The sequence below is a fragment of the Streptomyces sp. NPDC001933 genome, assembly GCF_042890955.1.
Taxonomy (GTDB): domain Bacteria; phylum Actinomycetota; class Actinomycetes; order Streptomycetales; family Streptomycetaceae; genus Streptomyces.
The window spans coordinates 142313-157283 of record NZ_JBIASS010000003.1; the positions used below are offsets into that span (position 1 = coordinate 142313).

A 14971-nucleotide genomic window follows, 5' to 3' on the forward strand; every position below is an offset into this window, starting at 1 on the left:
GCCTCAGGACACCAGAAGCCGCAGGTCGCAGCCGTCCTCCAGGACGGCGCAGCCGATGCGGTCAGGTATGGAAGTGAGTCGGATGGACCGGATCCGGTTCCGCGCCGCCCCGGGGCGCGGACTGTCAGCCGCCCGCGGTTCGGGCCCGGCGCTGCTCCGAGCGACCCCAGCCCGCGAGACGAGGACATCGAGCGTGACGCCGGACGAGCAGTTGATGACTGCGTTGTACACCGAGCACCACGATGTGCTGCTCTCCTTCGTGCGCAGGTACGTGCGCAGCCCTGAGCAGGCGGAGGACATGGTGCAGGAGACTCTGTTGCGGGCATGGCGCAGCATCGACAGGATCGAACCGAGCCAGGCCACCCTCCGTTCCTATCTCTTCACGATCGCCCGCAACGTGCTCACCGACAGCTGGCGTGCCGAGCAGCGGCGTCCGGAACCGCTCTACGACGACGAGGCGCTCGCGGCCGTACCTTCTGCCGATGACGTGGAGGCGGCGCTGGAGGGCCACGTGATCACCGCGGCGCTGGAACGCTTGTCCGGCGAGCACCGTGATGTGATCCAGGCTCTGTACTTCGAGGGGCTGACCGTTGCCGAGTCCGCGTCACGACTCACGATCCCGGAGGGAACGGTCAAGTCCCGCGCCTACTACGCCGTACGCAACCTGCGCGCAGCCTTTGAAGAAATGGGAGTTCTGCGGTGAGCACCGACCACGATGACGTGCGCATGCTGATCGGCGCATATGTGCTGGGCGGTCTCGGCGAGACCGACCGCCGCGTCCTGGAGTCCCACCTGCCCATGTGCCAGGAGTGCCGTGACGAGCTCGCGAGCTCGGCCCCGCTGGCCGGACTGCTCCGCCGCGCCCCGGCCATGCCCGCGCCCCGCCCCCCGGACGCGCGCGAGACCGGCACCGATGCGGCGCCGCCTGCTTCGCCGGCCGGGCTCGGCCGCCTGCTGGAGCAGGTCCGCACCGCCGATGCCGTACGCAGGCGCCGGGCCCGTCGGCAGTGGCTGGCACTGGCCGCGGCCCTGATCGTGGTCGCCGGGCTCGGAGTGGGGTCGATGCTGCAGTTCCGGCATCCGGCCGGCCCGGACGGCCCGGCCACCGCCTTCACCTCGGCCGCCGGGTACTCCGTGTCCGGCCGTGCCACGCTCACGGACAAGCCCTGGGGCACCGCGGTGAGCGTCACCCTGGCCGACCTGCCCGCAGGAGCACCAGGACCCTTCGTCCTCCAGGTCTCCTCGGTGGACGGCCGCAAGGAGCAGGCGGCCACCTGGGCGATCACTCCCAACGGCAGCGCCGCCGTGACGGGGGCGAGTGCCGTGCGCCTTCCCGACATCCGGTCCATCTCCGTGATGGACCACGAGGGACGCCTGGTCGCCACGGCCCGACCGCTCTGACCGGCCTCGACCGCCATCCCGCGGGCCGCTCCGCCGACGGCCCGCGGGACGGTCCCGCCTGCCCCGGCGCGGGGGCGGCACGGGAAGCCGGTCGCGCGTCTAGGACGTTCCTACGATCCGTGGATATCGGTGGAACACACCGTAGTCATTCCATGCCTTGACTCCTACCGTGGGGCCGTGCACCCGTCCCCGCCGTTCAACGCCCCCGCCGCCCGCCGACTGCGCGAGGCCCTGGGGATGCTTCCCGGCCATGTCGCCTACGGGCTCGGGGCCCAGTACGGGCTCCGGGTCAGCACCGAGACGGTGGTCGCCTGGGAGCGCGGGCTCGCCTCGCCGAACGAGTACGAACTCACGGCGCTGGCCGGGGTGTTGTGGTGCTCGCCGGGCGAACTGCTCACCGCCGCGCGCACCCTGCGGGAGCACCGGGTGGCCAAGGAGCTGGCGGTGGAGGAGCTGGCGCGGCTGCTGGGGCTGTCCACCTCCGCGTATCTGCGGATGGAGGATTCGGGGCGCTGGCGCGGCAACGAACGCCAGTCCGCGGTGCTCGCCGAGGTGCTGGGGCTGACGCCCGCCGGGTTCGTGACGGTGTCCGGGCGGGACGAGGAGCTGGCGGATCTGCTGCGGGGCGCGGTGACCACGCGCTGGCAGGCCCATCTGCGGCCGGTGGCCAAGCTGGTGCCGCTGGAGCGCGGGTTCCTCCAGGACGTGCTGGAGCAACTGCACACCGACTACCAGGCGCTGATGGTGTCGACGCTGAGCTGGAGCAGCACGGGTGCGGAGCGGGCCGGGGCCACGGGCGACTCGGGGCGGGTGTTCCTGGCGGAGATCCTGGAACGGTTCTGGCGGGCGGCGGGGGTGCCGGGGCCGGACGGCCACTGAGCCGCCCCGCCCCTTCCCTCGTACGCGCTCAGCCGCCGGCCGTCTCCGTGACCACCGGGTCGAAGGAGAACAAGCTGCCCCGGTCCGCTCCGTCGCAGCTCGCCTGCACCAGCTTGGCGCCGCGTTCCTTGCTGTTCCCCTCGGCACCGACGCACAGGCGGGTGTGGGCGGGACGGATGCGGTACCCCTCGACGGGACGGCCGACGGGCTCGATCAGGAACTCCTCCGCATCGCCACGCTTGCCGCACCCCTGGTCCTGCAACCCGGCTCCGGCATCCCGCATCCCGTCCCAGATTCCGGTGCAGCCCAGGTCGTATTCCGGGTGATCGGTCACGATCCGCCAGGCGTCGCCGTCCAGCGGCTTGAGGGAGAAACTCGGGATCGTCTCCTGCTCGCACGGCACCTGGTACAGCCGCCCGCTGTCGCTGCCCCGCTTCTCGGAGAGGCAGAACCCGGAGTGCACGGACCGTATCTGCACCGTCCGCCCGGCCACGGGCCCGCTCACGGGGGCGGCTTCCTTCCCGTCGTCGCGTACGAGGAGGGTGACGGTCACCGCGGCGGCGGCGAGCACGACGAGCCCGACGGCGGCCGCCAGAACCTTCCTGGACCGGGGCCGCCGGGCCGGGGCCGGTTCGGGGAACGGGACGGTGGGCGGCTCGGACGAGTGCCCGGCGGTGGCTTCCGGTGCCGCCCCGGACTCCTCCCCCGTCCCGGCCCGCTCCCCGTGCACGGCGAGTTCCTTGCGTACGGCGAGCCACTCCGCCACCTCCGCGGGCCCGCAGCCGCAGGCCCGTACGAAGGCGGCGAGGAGCTCCTCGCGCGGGACCGATGTGCGCCCCAGCATGTTGGCGATCGTGGAGCGCGGCAGCACGTCCCCGACCGCGTCGGCCCGCTGGGCCAGTTCGCGGTACGTCAGACCCGACGCCTCCTTGAGCACCCCCAACAGGGCTATGAACTCGGGCGCGTTGCGCGCCCCACGAGGATCCGGAGCTCTGCCCTCGACGACCATCTGCTGTGCCTCTCCCCTGGATTCCACGCCCGGACAAGGTTGGGACATGTCCCGGACAGGGACAAGCCTTGTTGATCCGGTCCGTCGGCTCAAGAGTTGTTTCCGGCACCGCGGCCCGTCCGGATCCGACCATCCGGAACGGCCCCGGACGCCGGGGGAACGGCGAGCGGCCCTGACCGTCCACGGGGGGACAGTCAGGGCCGCAGGGTCGTCCGAGCGGGGCCGCGGTCGTGCGGCCGGGGCCGAAGCGGGTCAGAAGACCGACTCGGCCTCGTCCATCCGGTCCTTGGGCACCGTCTTGAGCTGTGTGATCGCGTCGGCAAGCGGAACCATCTCGATCTCGGTACCGCGCAGTGCCGTCATCCGGCCGAAGTCGCCCCGGTGCGCCGCCTCCACCGCATGCCAGCCGAAGCGGGTGGCGAGCACCCGGTCGTACGCGGTCGGCGTGCCGCCCCGCTGCACATGGCCGAGAATGACCGGCCGGGCCTCCTTGCCGAGCCGGGTCTCCAGCTCGATGGCCAGCCGGTTGCCGATGCCCTGGAAGCGCTCGTGGCCGAACTGGTCGATCTCGCCCTTGGCGTACGGCATGGAGCCCTCCGCCGGGTGCGCGCCCTCGGCCACGCAGATGACCGCGAACTTCTTGCCGCGCGCGAAGCGTTCCTCGATCATCTTCACCAGGTCCTCGACCTGGAAGCGGCGCTCGGGGAGGCAGATGCCGTGCGCGCCGCCGGCCATTCCGGACTCCAGCGCGATCCAGCCCGCGTGCCGGCCCATCACCTCGACGACCATGACCCGCTGGTGCGATTCGGCCGTGGTCTTGAGACGGTCTATGGCGTCGGTGGCGACGCCCACGGCCGTGTCGAAGCCGAAGGTCCGGTCCGTGGCGGAGATGTCGTTGTCGATGGTCTTGGGGACGCCGACGACGGGCATGCCCGCGTCCGACAGCATCCGGGCGGCGGTGAGGGTGCCCTCGCCGCCGATCGGGATGAGGGCGTCCATGCCGTAACGGCGGCTCAGCTCGGCACAGTTCTCGGCGGCCTCGCGCAGCCGGTCGCGCTCCAGCCGGGCCGAGCCGAGGATGGTGCCGCCCCGGGCGAGGATGCCGCTGACCGCGTTGAGGTCGAGGGGGCGGAAGTGTCCGTCGAGGAGGCCCTTGAACCCGTCCTCGAAGCCGATGACTTCATCGCCGTGGCCCACCACGGCGCGGTGCACGACCGACCGGATCACTGCGTTCAGACCTGGGCAGTCGCCGCCTGCGGTGAGAATTCCGATGCGCATCGTGCCTTGTCTCCTGCTCGCTAGTGCCGTGCATTTCGGGGGACGTCCACTGAATCCCCCGTACCGTGAGCCACGACGATTGTCCCACGCCTGGTCTGGACCTCGCGTTCGCCGTCCTCCGGGACGGCTCCGCGGCCCCCGCGCGGGACGCTTCGCCCGGCGGGCGACGCCTCGGTTCCCGCGGGTATCGTCAACATGGCAATACCATCCCAAACCGCAATTGGACGGGAGAACACGCGTGACGCGCAGCGTGTACGTGACCGGGATCGACCGGGGAGACGGCCGGCAGGTCGTCGATCTGGGAGTCATGGAGCTCCTGACGCGTCAGGTGGACCGGGTCGGGGTGTTCCGGCCACTGGTCCACGACGGACCCGATCGTCTGTTCGAGCTGCTCCGGGCCCGCTACCGGCTCTCCCAGGACCCCGCATCGGCCTACGGTCTCGACTACCACGAGGCGTCCGCGCTCCAGGCGGAACAGGGCACGGACGAGCTGGTCTCCCGGCTGGTCGACCGGTTCCACCAGGTGGCCCGGAAGTACGAGGTGGTGCTGGTGCTCGGCACCGACTTCGCCGCCACCCAGCTCCCCGACGAGCTGGCCCTCAACGCCCGCCTGGCCAATGAGTTCGGCGCCTCGGTGATCGCGGTGGTCGGCGGGAAGGGGCAGACCGCGGAGTCGGTGCGGGCCGAGACCCGCAACGCCTACCGCGCGTACGCCGGACTGGGCTGCGACGTGGTCGCGATGATCGTGAACCGGGTGGCGGCCGAGGACCGCGACGCCATCGCGGAGCGGCTGACGGCCACGCTGCCCGTCCCCTGTTCGGTCCTGCCCGACGACGCGGCGCTCTCCGCGCCGACCGTCGCCCAGATCACCGCGGCGCTCGGCGGCACGGTCCTGCTCGGCGACGACTCCGGGCTGGCGAGGGACGCGCTGGACTTCGTCTTCGGCGGCGCGATGCTGCCGAACATGCTGAACGCGCTGACGCCGGGCTGCCTGGTGGTCACGCCCGGGGACCGGGCGGACCTGGTGGTCGGCTCGCTGGCCGCGCACAGCGCCGGGACGCCGCCCATCGCGGGGGTGCTGCTGACCCTGGACGAGCGCCCCGGCGAGGAGATACTCAGGCTGGCCGCGCGACTCGCACCGGGCACCCCGGTCGTGTCGGTGGCCGGCGGATCCTTCCCCACCGCGGCCCGGCTCTTCGCCCTGGAGGGCAAGCTGAACGCCGCGACGCCCCGCAAGGCGGAGACCGCGCTCGGCCTCTTCGAGCGCCATGTGGACACCGGCGCCCTGCTGGAGCGGATCTCGGTGGCCCGCAGCGGCCGCGTCACCCCCATGATGTTCGAGCACGAGCTGCTGGAGCAGGCCCGCGCCGACCGGCGCCGGGTCGTGCTGCCGGAGGGCACCGAGGAGCGGGTGCTGCGCGCCGCCGACGTACTGATGCGCCGCGACGTCTGCGACCTCACCCTGCTCGGCGACCCCGACGTCATCCGCAAGAAGGCCGCCGACCTCGGCATCGACCTCGCCGGCACGCAGCTCATCGACCCGCAGACCGCCGAGCTGCGCCAGACCTTCGCCGAGCGGTACGCCCAGCTGCGGGCCCACCGCGGGGTCACGGTGGAGCTGGCGTACGACGTCGTCGCGGACGTCAACTACTTCGGCACCCTGATGGTCCAGGAGGGGCTCGCGGACGGCATGGTCTCCGGGGCGGTGCACTCCACCGCGGCGACCATCCGTCCCGCCTTCGAGATCATCAAGACCAAGGCAGCCGAGCGAAGCTCGTCGGGCAGGGCGGTGGCGGGCGACGGGAGGGCAAAGCCGGACGCCTCGATCGTCTCCTCCGTCTTCTTCATGTGCCTCGCCGACAAGGTGCTGGTGTACGGCGACTGCGCGGTCAATCCGGACCCGGACGCGGAGCAGCTCGCCGACATCGCGGTGCAGTCGGCGGCCACAGCCGCCCGGTTCGGCGTGGAGCCGCGGATCGCGATGCTGTCGTACTCGACGGGGACCTCGGGATCGGGCGCCGATGTCGACAAGGTGCGCGCGGCGACGGACCGGGTCCGCGCGAGCAGGCCGGACCTGAGGATCGAGGGCCCGATCCAGTACGACGCCGCGGTGGAGCCGAGCGTCGCCGCGACGAAGCTGCCCGGCTCCGAGGTGGCGGGCCAGGCGACGGTGCTGATCTTCCCGGACCTGAACACCGGCAACAACACCTACAAGGCCGTGCAGCGCTCGGCGGGCGCGGTGGCCGTCGGACCGGTGCTCCAGGGGTTGCGGAAGCCCGTCAACGACCTGTCCCGGGGCGCGCTCGTCCAGGACATCGTCAATACCGTGGCCATCACGGCGATCCAGGCTCAGGGCAAGGAGTGAACGGATGACCACCCCGACCACAGCGGGTTCCACCACGGCGGGCGCGTACCGCGTGCTGGTCCTCAACTCCGGCTCCTCGTCGGTGAAGTACCAGCTGCTGGACATGAGCGACCGCACCCGGCTCGCGGTGGGGCTGGTCGAGCGGATCGGCGAGGAGACCTCCCGGCTGGTGCACACCCCGCTGACGGGCGGCGGCGCCGAGCGGCGTGAGCGCACCGGCCCGATCGCCGACCACGAGGCGGCGCTGAAGGCGGCGGCGGAGGAACTGGCGGCCGACGGGCTCGGCCTGGACTCCCCGCAGCTGGCGGCGATCGGCCACCGGGTGGTGCACGGCGGGCTGCGGTTCACCGAGCCCGTGGTGATCGACGACGAGGTGCTGGCGGAGATCGAGCGCCTGGTCCCGGTGGCCCCGCTGCACAATCCGGCGAACATCACCGGCATCCGTACCGCCATGGCCCTGCGGCCGGACCTTCCGCAGGTGGCGGTCTTCGACACGGCCTTCCACACGACGATGCCGGAGTACGCGGCGCGGTACGCGATCGACACCGAGACCGCCGACGCGCACCGCATCCGGCGCTACGGATTCCACGGCACCTCGCACGCGTACGTCTCCCGCAGGACCGCCGAACTGCTGGGACGCACCCCCGAGGAGGTCAATGTCATCGTGCTGCACCTGGGCAACGGCGCCTCGGCGTCGGCGGTGGCCGGTGGCCGGTGCGTGGAGACCTCGATGGGGCTCACGCCCCTGGAGGGGCTGGTGATGGGCACCCGCTCCGGGGACATCGATCCGGCCGTCACCTTCCATCTGATGCGCGTCGCGGGGATGTCGGCGGACGAGGTCGACGCACTGCTCAACAAGAAGAGCGGTCTGGTCGGCCTCTGCGGCGACAACGACATGCGGGAGATCCGGCGCCGGATCGACGAGGGCGACGAGCGTGCGGCGCTGGCCTTCGACATCTACGTGCACCGGCTGAAGAAGTACATCGGCGCCTATTCGGCGGTCCTCGGCCGGGTGGATGCCGTGGCATTCACGGCGGGGGTCGGGGAGAACTCGGCACCGGTGCGGGAGGCTGCCGTCGCCGGTCTCGAAGAGCTCGGCCTGGCGGTGGACGCGGATCTGAACGCCGTACGGTCCGACGAGCCCCGGCTGATCTCGCCGGACTCCGCACGGGTCGCGGTCGCCGTGGTGCCGACGGACGAGGAACTGGAGATAGCCGTACAGACCTTCGCGCTCGTCGGACAGGCCCACGGCATGGCCGGCGGGGCCGCCCGCGACGCCGTCGGCCAGGCCCGCGACGCAGTCGGACAAGCCCACAACTGAGCACCCCCGCGCCCCTTTGTACCTTCCACCAGACGGAATATTCCGTAGCGAAACAAACCGATAGGATCCGCCTCATGCGCCGTTCCAAAATCGTCTGCACACTCGGTCCCGCCGTCGACTCGCACGAGCAGCTCGTCGCTCTGATCGAGGCCGGCATGAGTGTGGCCCGCTTCAACTTCAGTCACGGCAGCCACGAGGAGCACCAGGGTCGTTACGACCGGGTCCGCAGGGCCGCCGCCGAGACCGGGCGGGCGATCGGTGTGCTCGCCGACCTCCAGGGCCCGAAGATCCGCCTGGCGAAGTTCGCCGAGGGCCCCGTCGAGCTGGTCCGCGGGGACGAGTTCACCATCACCGCCGAGGACGTCCCCGGCGACAAGTCGATCTGCGGCACGACCTACAAGGGCCTGCCGGGCGACGTCGCCAAGGGCGACCCGATCCTGATCAACGACGGCAACGTCGAGCTGAAGGTAGTCGCGGTCGAGGGCCCCCGGGTGAAGACCATCGTCATCGAGGGCGGTGTCATCTCCGACCACAAGGGCATCAACCTGCCCGGTGCGGCGGTCAACGTCCCGGCCCTGTCCGAGAAGGACATCGACGACCTGCGGTTCGCCCTGCGGATGGGCTGCGACCTGGTGGCGCTGTCCTTCGTGCGGGACGCCGACGACGTCAAGGACGTCCACCGGGTGATGGACGAGGAGGGCCGCCGGGTCCCCGTCATCGCCAAGGTCGAGAAGCCGCAGGCCGTCGAGCACATGGAGGGCGTCGTCATGGCGTTCGACGGTGTGATGGTCGCCCGCGGTGACCTGGCCGTCGAGTATCCCCTGGAGAAGGTCCCGATGGTGCAGAAGCGCCTGGTGGAGCTCTGCCGGCGGAACGCCAAGCCGGTGATCGTCGCGACCCAGATGATGGAGTCGATGATCACCAACTCGCGGCCGACCCGCGCCGAGGCGTCCGACGTCGCCAACGCGATCCTGGACGGCGCGGACGCGGTCATGCTGTCGGCCGAGTCCAGCGTGGGCGCGTACCCGATCGAGACGGTCAAGACGATGTCGAAGATCGTCGTGGCCGCCGAGGAGGAGCTGCTCTCCAAGGGCCTGCAGCCGCTGGTCCCGGGCAAGAAGCCCCGCACCCAGGGTGGTTCGGTGGCCCGTGCGGCCTGCGAGATCGCGGACTTCCTGAACGGCCGGGCGCTGGTCGCCTTCACCAAGTCCGGTGACACGGCCCGCCGGCTCTCCCGCTACCGCGCGGCGCAGCCGATCCTTGCCTTCACCACGGACGAGTCCACCCGCAACCAGCTCGCGCTGAGCTGGGGCGTCGAGGCCCACGTCGTGCCGCACGTGGACAACACGGACGCGATGGTCGACCTGGTCGACGGCGAGCTGCTGAAGCTGGGCCGCTACAACGAGGGCGACACCATGGTCATCACGGCCGGTTCGCCCCCCGGCATCCCGGGCACGACCAACATGGTCCGGGTGCACCACGTCGGCGGCGGCAGCCGCGACTGACGTACCCGTCACGCCTGGACGAACGACCGTGGGCCGCACTCCTGACGAGTGCGGCCCACGGCCCTTTGCGGCTCCCGGACGGGACGGTGCCGGCTAGCTGTTGGCGCCGGTGAAGTAGTTGTGCAGCCCGGGAATCCTGAGCGAGCCGCCGAACTGGCCGGCCTGGGTGACCTTGACCTTGGTGAAGAAGGCGAAGGGCACGTTCAGCGGAGGCGGTGTCTCCGGGCTGAACGTCACCGGGATGAGGCCGAAGAGGTTGCCCTTCAGCTCCTCCGTGTACATCGTCACCGTGCCGTGGCGGATGGTGGACTTGGAGCCCTTCCGCGCCTCGACATGGGCCGTCGTTCCGGCCGGACCGACGGTCTTCTGGTGAAGGTTGTCGATGTCGATGGAGCTGGCGGTGAACTTCAGCACCTTCTTGACCTTGCCGCCGTACGTCTTCACCTCGACGATGCCCTTGTAGTCGAGCCCGCTGAGGGTGAGCATCGAGCTCTCCAGGATCCACGGGTCGTCCGGGAGCAGCGGGACGCCGGTCTCCAGATCGGCCGCGGCCAGTGCCTCGGGGTCGGCGGTGGGACACGGGAAGCGCTCCTTGGCGCCGTCCGGGATGTCCTCGTCCTTCTTGGCGTCGAGCCCCTTGACGTCCTCGTCGAGCTCCTCGACCGACTTGCCTGCCTTGTCGGCGGCCTCGCGGATGGCGGCGGCGGTCTTGTCGGCCGTCTCCCTCGCGGCGTCGGCGGCCTTCTCGACGGGCTTCTCCGTGGGCTTCTCCACGGTGTCGGTCGCCGAGGGCTTCGGGGACGCGGTGCTCGCACTCGGGGACGGGCTCGCCGTCTCCTTGTCCGGTCCGTCGAAGAGGTCCCTGAGCGCGTCGCCGACGCCCAGCGGGTCGAGCGGGTTCGTCGACTTCGTGGGGGTGGGCGAGGCGCTCGGCGTGGCGGCCGGTGCGTCGGCCCGGGTCCCGGCTTCGGCTGCCTTCGCCTTCGGCTGGGCCTCGTCGCTCGCGGACGGGGTCGTCGAAGGCTTCGGGGTCGCCGAACCGCCCTTGTCACCGGAGTCGGTGGCGGAGGGGGACGGGGTCGGCGACTTCGACGCGGACGGCGAGGGCTCCTCGCTCGGCTCGTCGGAGCGGGTCACGCAGGGACCGGGCGCGAACGGGATGTCGGAGCTGTCGTCGGCCAGCGCGAGCTTGGGGGTGAGCCCCATGCCCACGAAGACGGCCGTCGGCATCGCGGCGAGCGCGAACGCCTTGCCCGCGGGTATGTGCAGCTTCGTCAGCAAGGACTTCCTGGGGGCCGCGTGGCGCGGTCCGCCTCTCGTACCGGACTCCTCCCCGGTCGAGTTCAGCTGCCTCTCGTCACCCCGCACGGTGCCTCCCGCCGTCGACCTCAACTGTCGTGTCGTACTGCTCCGGCTGCTGCTGGGGCACCGCTGCCGTGCTGTGGAACTCGGGTCCCGACTCCTGCGTGCCGGGGACGGCCCCGGACTTCTCCCCCGCCATGCCGGCCGGCCTGGCGTCCGGCGTCGGCTCACCCGGGGCCCAGGAGATGGAGAGCGCCCCACCCAGCAGGGCGAACAGGAAGCCGACCAGGAAGCCGCCGATGTTGGCGACCGGTATCGAGATCAGCGCCAGGAGGATCGCGGCGACTCCGGCGAACACCCTCACGATGTGGTGGAACCACATGGTGAGACCCAGCGTGATGAGCAGGATCCCGATGATCAGGGAACCGGCACCGGCAGTGGTGGACATCGCCAGTGTGACGTTGCCGAGGTGCATATTGGCGTACGGAAAGTACGCGATGGGTAGACCACCCACGATGGTGAACAGGCCCGCCCAGAACGGCCGGTTACCCCGCCAGGTGCGGAATCTCCGCCAGAAGACGCGGAGGTAGTGCTCGTTCTGCCCTGTGGACTCGGGGCTCATGGAAAACAGCTCCCTGGAACCGGTACTGCTGTGAGAAGAGAATGGGTGGGCGGCCGGAGTCCCCCAGGGAGCGCTCCGGCCACCCGGCGGGTGCTAGTAGCACTCCTTGGTGCCACTGTGCAGCCGCAGGCTCAGGTTGCTGAGCTTGAAGGTGCCGGCAGTGGTCGCCCATGCCGTCTGCTTGACGTCGGTCAGCGTCACCGTCTCGGCGCGCTGCGCGAAGCCGTTCGGGTTGACGGCCTTCTCGGTACCGGCCTGGATGCCGGGCTTGCCCATGTCACCGGCGGCGACACCGATGTCGATGTTCTCGAAGTACGCGTCGGCGTCGAGCTCGGCGACATCGAGGTACAGGTTGGTCGCCTCGACCGGCTTCTTCGGGTTGGTGCCCGCCTTCAGCTGCAGCGTGACGGTGCCCAGACCGAACGGCAGGTTCGGCGTGACCACCGACTGGCACATGTTGGTGATCGTGGCATCGCTGAAGCCGGACACGGCAACGGCGTGAGCCCCGTTCTTGCCCTCGGGGTTCATACCCGTGGCGACGGAGCCGTACTGGACGAAGTCATGGCCGACGAGCTTGTCGGTGCTCACCTTGAAGCTCTGGCCGGACACGCTGAAGGACGCCGCGAGGGCACCCTGCGCCAGACCGACACCCACCGCCGCGGTCGCGACGACGCTCGGCACCATGACCAGAGCGAAACGCTTCCATCTGGTGCCGCCACGAACCTGGGAACTCATAATTTTCCTCCTTCTCGGACGTACATCTCCGGTCCGGGCCTGGGCCCGTCCTGGGATGGGAGAAGTGCTACGTCCTCGGCAAGGAGAGCGCCTGCGGACGGAGGCATGAACCGCGTCCGAATCACCGGCGATCACCCCCGAGCGACAACCACTGGCCACGCATTCGCGCAACCCGTATCGGACAGGCCCTGCCGGACGACAGGAACCCCCCTGTCCGGAGCCCGCGTCACTGCCGCCGGCCCACTCGGTGGGGACCCAACAGGGCCGCCGCACCGACTGGCAGCCGGGCTGGCGTTATTGGACCGAGCGTGGCCGATCGTGGTGCATTCCCGCCCGTGACACAAGGGGGTTCGTTACTCGCTAGTAACGGCCCGATAACCGATGCGCGACCGGCTGGTACCGCCCGGCCACACAGGGTGGCTTCGGGGTGAGGGACGAAAGGGGGATCGCTGCGCCAATACGGACAGATCCCGGTGCTTGATTTACTCCGAGTAACAGGCCCTTGCTTTATCAAGATTTGGTAAAGCAAGGCCGTCTCTTATCGCCCGATCGCGAAAACGGCCGCGGTCCCCGGCGGGGTACCGCGGCCGCTTGTCACATCAGAACAAGACCCGCGCCAGCGCCGTACGCGCGGCACCGACCCGCGGATCGTCGGGGCCGATCACCTCGAACAGCTCCAGCAGCCGCAGCCGCGCGGTGTCCCGGTCGTCGCCGAAGTTGCGCCGCACCGTCTCGACGAGCCGGCCGAAGGCGTCCTCGACGTGACCACCGACCAGATCCAGGTCGGCGGCGGCGAGCTGCGCCGCGACATCGGCCGGCTTCGCGGCGGCCTCCTCGCGGACCTGCTGGGCGTCCATGTCCTTGACCCGGGAGAGGAGTTCGGCCTGGGCGAGGCCGAGCTTGGCCTCGGTGTTGGCCGGGTCGTCGGACAGGACGTTCTTGTACGCCTGGACGGCACCGGCGAAGTCGTCGGCGTCCAGGGCCTGTACGGCCGCTTCGAGCAGGGCGTCGTACGGCCCCGCGGGCGCCTCGGCCGGAGCCTGGTCGGCAGCCCCGTCAGCGGCGTCCTGGTCGACCACGATCCCGGTGAGCCCGAACCGCTCCTCGCCGACCTGGATCAGCTGGTCCAGCGTCTGCCGGATCTGGGCCTCGGGGGCCGCGCCCTGGAAGAGCGGGAGGGCCTGCCCGGCGACGACGGCGAAGACCGCCGGGATGCCCTGGATACCGAACTGCTGCATCAGCATCTGGTTGGCGTCGACATCGACCTTGGCCAGCACGAAGCGGCCGTTGTACTCACGGGCCAGGCGCTCCAGGAGCGGGCCCAGCTGCTTGCACGGCTCGCACCACTCGGCCCAGAAGTCGATGACGACCGGGACCTCGGCGGAACGCTGCAGGACATCGTTCTCGAAGCCCGCCTCATCGACATCGATCACCAGGGCGGACGGCGGTACCGCGCCGCCACCACCCTGCCGGGAGGCCTCCGCACGGGCCTGCTCCGCCTTCACCTTGGCCTCGCCGGCCGCCTTCACAGCGGCGAGGTCGACGACGCCGCTCATGGACATGTTCCTAGGCTGCATACGTACATCCTCCCCCCTCGGTGCACCGATCCGGAAAGCGATACGGGAACCGCGCCCGTCCGCAGCCCCGGCCGGTGTGCGGGGCGTACGGGCGGACACGGTTCGAGGCCGTGATTTCGCAGACACGGCCGAGGGCCCCTGAAAGACCCGGTTCGGCGCCGGGTCCCCACCCGGTGCCTGTGGCTGTCATTCGGTTGCGGCGTCACGACGGCATGATCGTCGTCCTTACGCTACGACCCGTAGCGTAACTGCCGGCCACCCCTCGCGCACAGGTGCTATCGGTGATCTGTCTCACGGCGACCGGGACCGGCCGGTTCTACTTACTGACCGGTATGGTCACGGCATGCTGAGCCGCAGCCACCCCAAACCCCTTCGAGCGGGACGTCCGCGCAGTGCCGCGGCAGATGAAGCGATCCTGGAGGCGACCAGGGCCTCGCTGGTCGACCTCGGCTGGTCGAAGCTGACCATGAGCGATGTGGCGACGCGGGCCGGGGTGGCCAAGACGACCCTGTACCGGCGGTGGGCGGGCAAGAACGAGCTGGTCGTGGACGCCGTCGCGGTCCTCTTCGACGAGCTGGAACTGCCCGATCTGGGCAGCCTGTCGGCCGATGTGCAGGCGGTGGTGCTGCAGTTCGCCGCGCTGCTGGAGCGGCCGGAGACCCAGACCGCGCTGATGGCGGTGGTCGCGGAGTCGACGCGCGACGAGGCGCTGCGGAACCGGATCCGCGACTCGATCGTGGACCGGCAGAAGCGGCTGGTGCTCCAGGGCCGCCGACGGGCTCAGGAGCGCGGGGAGTTGCCCGTCGAGCAGGACGAGGACACGGCGGCGGCGACCGCGGATCTGATCTTCGATGTGATCGCCGGTGCGGTCGTGCACCGGGCCCTGGTGAGCGCCGAGCCCGTCGACGCGGACTGGGCCCGGCGCTTCACCGTGCTGCTGCTCGCGGGGCTGAAGGCAGCGGCCTCCGCGTAGCTCC

13 protein-coding genes are annotated in these 14971 nt (G+C 70.6%); 7 read left to right on the forward strand and 6 right to left on the reverse strand.

The window, feature by feature from the left end:
- The first annotated feature begins 214 nt into the window (after nucleotides 1-214).
- The 3 genes from ACFYY7_RS08420 (at nucleotide 215) to ACFYY7_RS08430 (ending at nucleotide 2280) form a co-directional block, all read left to right on the forward strand.
- A complete protein-coding gene (locus ACFYY7_RS08420) occupies nucleotides 215-703 on the forward strand; it encodes a sigma-70 family RNA polymerase sigma factor (RefSeq protein ID WP_388658691.1) in 489 nt (162 codons plus the stop codon).
- Nucleotides 700-1401, forward strand: coding sequence for a zf-HC2 domain-containing protein (locus tag ACFYY7_RS08425; RefSeq protein WP_388658694.1), 702 nt, complete (start codon nucleotides 700-702; stop codon nucleotides 1399-1401). The genes ACFYY7_RS08420 and ACFYY7_RS08425 overlap by 4 nt, the downstream gene beginning before the upstream one ends.
- 237 nt (nucleotides 1402-1638) lie before the next feature.
- Complete coding sequence (locus ACFYY7_RS08430; RefSeq protein WP_388659751.1) at nucleotides 1639-2280, forward strand: helix-turn-helix domain-containing protein; 642 nt, start codon at nucleotides 1639-1641, stop codon at nucleotides 2278-2280.
- Between the two features lie 28 nt (nucleotides 2281-2308).
- On the opposite strand, the gene ACFYY7_RS08435 is transcribed toward ACFYY7_RS08430, so the two are convergent.
- Together ACFYY7_RS08435 and ACFYY7_RS08440 are read right to left on the reverse strand one after the other, a co-directional pair.
- A complete protein-coding gene (locus ACFYY7_RS08435) occupies nucleotides 2309-3316 on the reverse strand; it encodes a helix-turn-helix domain-containing protein (RefSeq protein WP_388658697.1) in 1008 nt (335 codons plus the stop codon).
- Between the two features lie 225 nt (nucleotides 3317-3541).
- Nucleotides 3542-4567, reverse strand: coding sequence for an ATP-dependent 6-phosphofructokinase (locus tag ACFYY7_RS08440; protein ID WP_388658698.1), 1026 nt, complete (start codon nucleotides 4565-4567; stop codon nucleotides 3542-3544).
- 238 nt (nucleotides 4568-4805) lie between these two features.
- Here ACFYY7_RS08440 and pta point away from each other — a divergent pair, with 238 nt between their 5' ends.
- The 3 genes from pta to pyk all read left to right on the forward strand — a co-directional run bounded on the left by pta (nucleotide 4806) and on the right by pyk (nucleotide 9758).
- Nucleotides 4806-6932, forward strand: coding sequence for a phosphate acetyltransferase (gene pta / locus ACFYY7_RS08445; RefSeq protein ID WP_388658700.1), 2127 nt, complete (start codon nucleotides 4806-4808; stop codon nucleotides 6930-6932).
- Between the two features lie 4 nt (nucleotides 6933-6936).
- Complete coding sequence (locus tag ACFYY7_RS08450; protein WP_388658702.1) at nucleotides 6937-8253, forward strand: acetate kinase; 1317 nt, start codon at nucleotides 6937-6939, stop codon at nucleotides 8251-8253.
- Nucleotides 8254-8327: 74 nt separating this feature from the next.
- Entirely contained in the window at nucleotides 8328-9758 is a 1431-nt protein-coding gene (gene pyk / locus ACFYY7_RS08455) for a pyruvate kinase (protein WP_388658705.1), read from the forward strand.
- A 93-nt stretch (nucleotides 9759-9851) separates the two neighbouring features.
- Here pyk and ACFYY7_RS08460 read toward each other — a convergent pair whose 3' ends face one another.
- From ACFYY7_RS08460 to ACFYY7_RS08475, 4 genes are all read right to left on the reverse strand, one after another.
- Entirely contained in the window at nucleotides 9852-11126 is a 1275-nt protein-coding gene (locus ACFYY7_RS08460; RefSeq protein WP_388658707.1) for a hypothetical protein, read from the reverse strand.
- Complete coding sequence (locus ACFYY7_RS08465) at nucleotides 11116-11682, reverse strand: DUF6114 domain-containing protein (protein WP_388658710.1); 567 nt, start codon at nucleotides 11680-11682, stop codon at nucleotides 11116-11118. The genes ACFYY7_RS08460 and ACFYY7_RS08465 overlap by 11 nt, the downstream gene beginning before the upstream one ends.
- A 93-nt stretch (nucleotides 11683-11775) precedes the next feature.
- Complete coding sequence (locus ACFYY7_RS08470; RefSeq protein WP_388658711.1) at nucleotides 11776-12417, reverse strand: DUF6230 family protein; 642 nt, start codon at nucleotides 12415-12417, stop codon at nucleotides 11776-11778.
- Between the two features lie 599 nt (nucleotides 12418-13016).
- Nucleotides 13017-13994 carry a tetratricopeptide repeat protein gene (locus ACFYY7_RS08475; RefSeq protein ID WP_388658714.1) on the reverse strand — a complete coding sequence of 326 codons (978 nt, stop codon included), beginning with the start codon at nucleotides 13992-13994 and terminating at the stop codon, nucleotides 13017-13019.
- 343 nt (nucleotides 13995-14337) lie between these two features.
- Between ACFYY7_RS08475 and ACFYY7_RS08480 the strand changes: the two genes are divergently transcribed.
- Nucleotides 14338-14967, forward strand: coding sequence for a TetR/AcrR family transcriptional regulator (locus ACFYY7_RS08480; protein WP_388658716.1), 630 nt, complete (start codon nucleotides 14338-14340; stop codon nucleotides 14965-14967).
- Nucleotides 14968-14971: the final 4 nt, after the last annotated feature.

Coding starts and splice junctions, on each gene's coding strand:
- ACFYY7_RS08475 (WP_388658714.1), bottom strand. CDS start 13,994: ATGCAGCCTAGGAACATGTCCATGAGCGGCGTCGTCGACCTCGCCGCT.
- ACFYY7_RS08420 (WP_388658691.1), top strand. CDS start 215: ATGACTGCGTTGTACACCGAGCACCACGATGTGCTGCTCTCCTTCGTG.
- ACFYY7_RS08480 (WP_388658716.1), top strand. CDS start 14,338: ATGCTGAGCCGCAGCCACCCCAAACCCCTTCGAGCGGGACGTCCGCGC.
- ACFYY7_RS08440 (WP_388658698.1), bottom strand. CDS start 4,567: ATGCGCATCGGAATTCTCACCGCAGGCGGCGACTGCCCAGGTCTGAAC.
- ACFYY7_RS08430 (WP_388659751.1), top strand. CDS start 1,639: ATGCTTCCCGGCCATGTCGCCTACGGGCTCGGGGCCCAGTACGGGCTC.
- ACFYY7_RS08470 (WP_388658711.1), bottom strand. CDS start 12,417: ATGAGTTCCCAGGTTCGTGGCGGCACCAGATGGAAGCGTTTCGCTCTG.
- ACFYY7_RS08450 (WP_388658702.1), top strand. CDS start 6,937: ATGACCACCCCGACCACAGCGGGTTCCACCACGGCGGGCGCGTACCGC.
- pyk (WP_388658705.1), top strand. CDS start 8,328: ATGCGCCGTTCCAAAATCGTCTGCACACTCGGTCCCGCCGTCGACTCG.
- ACFYY7_RS08465 (WP_388658710.1), bottom strand. CDS start 11,682: ATGAGCCCCGAGTCCACAGGGCAGAACGAGCACTACCTCCGCGTCTTC.